At 72.4% G+C, this 4,173-nt stretch carries 1 protein-coding gene and 4 pseudogenes; 3 read left to right on the forward strand and 2 right to left on the reverse strand.

Going from position 1 to position 4,173, the window contains the following annotated elements:
• A pseudogene (locus JNW87_RS35570) lies at positions 1–331 on the reverse strand (helix-turn-helix domain-containing protein); the annotation flags it as partial.
• Between the two features lie 48 nt (positions 332–379).
• Between JNW87_RS35570 and xylA the strand changes: the two are divergent.
• A pseudogene (gene xylA, locus JNW87_RS35575) lies at positions 380–1,566 on the forward strand (xylose isomerase).
• Between the two features lie 11 nt (positions 1,567–1,577).
• A pseudogene (locus tag JNW87_RS35580) lies at positions 1,578–2,189 on the forward strand (FGGY family carbohydrate kinase); the annotation flags it as partial.
• On the opposite strand, the pseudogene eno reads toward JNW87_RS35580, so the two are convergent.
• A pseudogene (eno, locus tag JNW87_RS35585) lies at positions 2,146–3,219 on the reverse strand (phosphopyruvate hydratase); the annotation flags it as partial. The pseudogenes JNW87_RS35580 and eno sit on opposite strands and share 44 nt — an antisense overlap.
• Before the next feature lie 244 nt (positions 3,220–3,463).
• Here eno and JNW87_RS35590 point away from each other — a divergent pair.
• Positions 3,464–4,173, forward strand: a 710-nt coding sequence (locus JNW87_RS35590; protein WP_238455214.1) for a hypothetical protein, incomplete at its 3' end; no start/stop codon positions are given.

A 4,173-nucleotide genomic window follows, 5' to 3' on the forward strand; every position in this document is an offset into this window, starting at 1 on the left:
CAGGCCGCGAGGTAGTCGACGTTGACCTCCAGGCCGAGCCCGGCCGGGCCGTCCCCGGCCAGCACCAGGCCGCGGGCGGGCGGCGCGCCGGTACGCGGCGCGGGGCCGGCCTCGGCCACCAGCCGGCCGCCGATCAGGTCGTCGACCACCGCGAGACGGTGGCCCGGGTGAGGCCGGTCTCGGCCGCGATCTCGGCCCGGGAGGGCGGCCGGTCGGCGGTGGCGATCCGGCGGAGCACGACCGCGAGGTTGAGCTCGCGGAGGCTGCCCTGCCGGACGGCGCCGGCGGTGCTGGGGCTGGTCACCCCTTGACAGTGCCACACGGCGATCATTTAATTCAACCGTTGAACAAATTGCGGCGACACCATCGGAGGTCTGCCATGGCACCCCGTCCCACCCCCGCCGACAAGTTCTCCTTCGGTCTCTGGACGGTGGGCTGGCAGGCCCGCGACCCGTTCGGCGACGCCACCCGGCCCGAGCTGGACGCGGTCGAGGCGGTCCACCGGCTCGCCGAGCTCGGGGCGTACGGGATCACCTTCCACGACGACGACCTGGTCCCCTTCGGCGCGGACGCGGCCACCCGCGACGCCCGGCTGACCCGGTTCCGCAAGGCGCTCGACGAGACCGGCCTGGTGGTCCCGATGGTCACCACCAACCTCTTCACCCACCCGGTCTTCAAGGACGGCGGCTTCACCAGCAACGACCGCGACGTCCGCCGCTACGCGCTGCGCAAGGTGCTGCGCAACGTCGACCTCGCGGCCGAGCTGGGCGCCCGCACCTTCGTGATGTGGGGCGGCCGGGAGGGCGCCGAGTACGACCTGGCCAAGGACGTCCGCTCGGCGCTGGACCGCTACCGCGAGGCGGTCGACCTGCTCTGCCAGTACGTCGTCGACAACGGCTACCAGCTGCGCTTCGCCCTCGAACCCAAGCCGAACGAGCCGCGCGGCGACATCCTGCTCCCCACCGTGGGGCACGCGCTGGCGTTCATCTCCACCCTGGCCCGCCCCGACCTCGTCGGGCTCAACCCCGAGGTCGGCCACGAGCAGATGGCCGGGCTGAACTTCGCGCACGGCATCGCCCAGGCGCTCTGGCAGGGCAAACTGTTCCACATCGACCTCAACGGCCAGCGCGGCATCAAGTACGACCAGGACCTGGTCTTCGGCCACGGCGACCTGCTCAACGCGTTCGCCCTGGTGGACCTGCTGGAGCACGGCGGTCCCGACGGGGGTCCCGCGTACGACGGGCCGCGGCACTTCGACTACAAGCCCTCCCGCACCGAGGACATGACCGGGGTGTGGGCCTCGGCGGCGGCGAACATGCGGACGTACCTGCTGCTCAAGGAGCGGGCCGCGGCGTTCCGGGCCGACCCCGAGGTGGCCGAGGCCCTCGCGGCCAGCAAGGTCGCGACCTGGCCACGCCGACGCTGAACCCGGGCGAGGGCCACGCCGACCTGCTCGCCGACCGCACCGCGTTCGAGGAGTTCGACGTGGACGCCACGGCCGCGAAGGGCTTCGGCTTCGTCCGGCTCAACCAGCTCGCCGTCGAGCACGTGCTCGGCGCGCGCTGAGGCGGGTCGCCATGCCGCTCGTCGCCGGGGTCGACTCGTCCACCCAGTCCTGCAAGGTCGTCATCCGGGACGCGGAGACCGGCGCGCTGGTCCGGCAGGGCCGCGCGCCGCACCCGGGCGGCACCGAGGTCGACCCGCGGGCCTGGTGGGACGCCCTGCGCGCGGCCGTCGAGGCCGCCGGCGGGCTGGCCGACGTCGCCGCCGTCTCGGTCGCCGGCCAGCAGCACGGCATGGTCTGCCTGGACGAGGCGGGGGAGGTGGTCCGGCCGGCGCTGCTGTGGAACGACACCCGGTCCGCCGACGCCGGCCCGGACCTGGTCGAGGAGGCCGGCGGCGACGGGACCGGCCGCCGGTTCTGGGCCGAGGCGACGGGCAGCGTGCCGGTGGCCAGCTTCACCGCCACGAAACTGCGGTGGCTGGCCCGGCACGAGCCGGCGAACGCGGACCGGGTGGCGGCGGTCTGCCTGCCGCACGACTGGCTCACCTGGCGGCTGGCCGGCGCCCCCGAGCTGACCGCCCTGCGCACCGACCGGGGCGACGCCAGCGGCACCGGCTACTGGTCGCCACGGACCGGTGAGTACCGCCTCGACCTGCTGGAACGGGCCTTCGGCCGGCCCGTGTCTCGGTCAGCGAACCGATCTGGTTGACCTTCACCAGCACCGCGTTGGCGGCCTTCTCGGTGATGCCGCGGGCGATCCGCTGCGGGTTGGTGACGAAGAGGTCGTCGCCGACGATCTGGATCCGGTCGCCGACCGCCGCGGTCAGGGTCGCCCAGCCGCTCCAGTCGTCCTCGGACAGCGGGTCCTCGATGGAGACGATCGGGTAGTCGCCGATGAGCTTGGTGTAGTAGTTGCTCATCTCCTCGGCGGTCTTCGCACTGCCCTCGAAGGTGTACTTGCCGTTGTCGAAGAACTCGGTGGCGGCCACGTCCAGGGCGAAGACGATGTCGGTGCCCAACCGGTAGCCGGCCTTCTCCACCGCCTCGGCGATCAGGTCCAGCGCGGCGGCGTTGGTGGGCAGGTTCGGGGCGAAGCCGCCCTCGTCGCCGAGACCGGTCGACAGGTCCTTCTTCTTCAGCACCGACTTCAGCGCGTGGTAGACCTCGGCGCCGGAGCGCAGCGCCTCCCGGAAGCTCGGCGCGCCGATCGGCGCGATCATGAACTCCTGGATGTCGACGTTGGAGTCCGCGTGCGCGCCGCCGTTGAGGATGTTCATCATCGGCACGGGCAGCAGGTGCGCGTTCGGGCCGCCCAGGTAGCGGAACAGGCTCAGCTCGGCGCTGCCCGCGGCGGCCTTCGCGATCGCCAGCGAGACGCCGAGGATGGCGTTGGCGCCCAGCTCGGCCTTGTTGTCCGTGCCGTCGAGGTCGAGCATCTTCTGGTCGATCAGCCGCTGCTCGCTGGCCTCGTACCCGATGAGCTGGTCGACGATCCTGTCCTCGATGTTCGAGACGGCCTTTTCGACGCCCTTGCCCTGGTAGCGGTCCGCGTCACCGTCGCGCAGCTCGATCGCCTCGAAGGCGCCGGTGGAGGCGCCGGAGGGCACGGCGGCGCGGGCGATCGTGCCGTCGTCGAGCCCGACCTCGACCTCGACCGTCGGGTTGCCCCGCGAGTCCAGGATCTCCCGGGCGACGATTCCCTCGATGGTTGCCACTGAGTCGCTCCTCGTTTGTGTGTTCCGGTCCGGTATGGGCCGCGACGGTGCGGCTGAGGCAGGTGTTGCACGCAGCGTATCGGGCGACGCCCGGTCGCACGTCTCCACCCGGTGAGCGACGGACGTACGGACCCGCACGCGAATCCCACGCCCGACGAAGGGTGACACGGACATTCCCGGATTCTCGGGCGTCAACCGGCAACGGGTTTGCGAGAGGTCGCCTCGATCGACAAGGCTGGGCGCCATGCCCGCCGCCTCGACCACCCTCCGCGTGCTCGCCACCTCGGTCATCGCGTCGCTGACGGTCACCGGGTGTCAGGCGCTCGACGACGCCGGACAGGCCCTCGGCCGGGCCGACCTGGTCAACGACCTGGCCGCCCGGATGGACCGGGCGCTCGAGCAGACCTGGGCCGCCGACTACCAGCGCCCCGGCGGCAAGACCGCCTCGATCGCCCAGACGGAGGATCCGCTCCGGTCGGCGTACACCTGGCCGGCCGGCAAGATCACGGTGACCCAGGAGGCGTTCACCCGGTGCGCGACGACCGCCGGCCGCACCTCGTGCACCCTGCTGCCGCCGGTGCTGACCGCCGGGAAACCGTCGGTCGCCGTCTACACGGAGGCCGGCAAGCTCGGCCTGGTCACCCCGCCCGCCGTGATCAGACTGCTCACCGAGGCCGCCCTCGACCCGGCGGCGACCATCGAGCAGAGCGACACCACGCTCGCCGGACACCACGCCACCTGCGTCGACGTCACCCGCTCCGGTGACCGGTTCGACGCCTGCGTCACCACCGAGGGGGTGCTGGGCAGCTTCACCGGCACCCTGGACGGCAAGCCGGCGGAGTGCGACCGCTCGCGCGCCGTCCAGCGGGAACCGGACCCAGGCGAACGACCCGCCGGGGAGTTGCCGGCTCTCGGCCACCCGCTGTCCGTCGGCAGCGATGAAGGTCGGGTAGG

The organism is Micromonospora sp. ATA51, from assembly GCF_016802855.1.
Taxonomy (GTDB): Bacteria; Actinomycetota; Actinomycetes; order Mycobacteriales; family Micromonosporaceae; genus Micromonospora; species Micromonospora sicca.